The organism is Shewanella sp. TB7-MNA-CIBAN-0143 (assembly GCF_040310065.1).
Classification (GTDB): Bacteria; Pseudomonadota; Gammaproteobacteria; order Enterobacterales; family Shewanellaceae; genus Shewanella.
This window is the reverse complement of record NZ_JBEOPL010000057.1, coordinates 1-959: the sequence shown is the minus strand read 5'-3', so window position 1 is coordinate 959 and position 959 is coordinate 1. Positions and strand designations below refer to the sequence as shown.

Genomic DNA, 959 nt, shown 5'->3' with positions numbered 1-959 from the left:
TTCATCGCCTCTGACTGCCAAGGCATCCACCGTATACGCTTGGTCACTTAACCATACAACCCAAATGAGTTTCACTTGCGTGAACATCTGGGCCATATCATGACCAGCTGGTTTTTACTTGTCTCACCTCCGACCAGGAAGTGGACTCGCCTTAGTTTTTAGAATATTCAAGACACTTAAACAGTGTTTTGAGAACTCAAGTGTTAATGCTTTCGCATTAACGTTTTTCGCACTAACGTAATCACATCAATAACAACGAATCGTCATTCATGCGCCTTTAGTTAGTACTATCAGCTTTCCAAATTGTTAAAGAGCGGGCTTAAAAAAGCCAAAGATAAAATTTCGTTTATCTTTGGCATCTCTAACCTATGCATATGCTTATCGTCATGATAAGTGTAAATGGTGGAGCTATGCGGGATCGAACCGCAGACCTCCTGCGTGCAAGGCAGGCGCTCTCCCAGCTGAGCTATAGCCCCATTTACATGCAGTTGAGATAAATATCAAGTATCCAATCATAAGATTGGCGAAGCCAAATCGAATTTTAACAAGTTAATTCAATGCGACGTTTAGTTGACTAAACGAGTATTTAATTAACGCAGATAAAATGAAGATTTGGTGGGTCAGAGTGGACTTGAACCACCGACCTCACCCTTATCAGGGGTGCGCTCTAACCAGCTGAGCTACAGACCCATTCTTTTTGGTCTTTTAAACCCTTACTCTGCGTTACTTTCTTCGTTTCTCAGTCATGTGCTAAAAGCACACTCCCTGCGAGACTTATCAAGTGCCTTGATTAAGAATCAAAATCCTCAAAAATACCTTTCGATATCTTTCTCTTTCTTCTATCAAGTAATCTGTGTGAACACTCACATGCATCTCTGCACTTTTAGGTATTGAGTTAGTCGTATAGGTAAGGAGGTGATCCAGCCCCAGGTTCCCCTAGGGCTACCTTGTTACGACTT

General features: G+C 42.0%; 2 tRNA genes and 1 rRNA gene. All 3 read right to left on the bottom strand.

What is annotated here, in order from left to right:
* Positions 1-400 precede the first annotated feature (400 nt).
* A tRNA-Ala gene (locus AAEY97_RS21105) sits at positions 401-476 on the bottom strand.
* Positions 477-613: 137 nt separating this feature from the next.
* Positions 614-690 (bottom strand) — tRNA-Ile (locus AAEY97_RS21100).
* 218 nt (positions 691-908) lie between these two features.
* Positions 909-959, bottom strand: a 16S ribosomal RNA gene (locus AAEY97_RS21095); the annotation flags it as partial.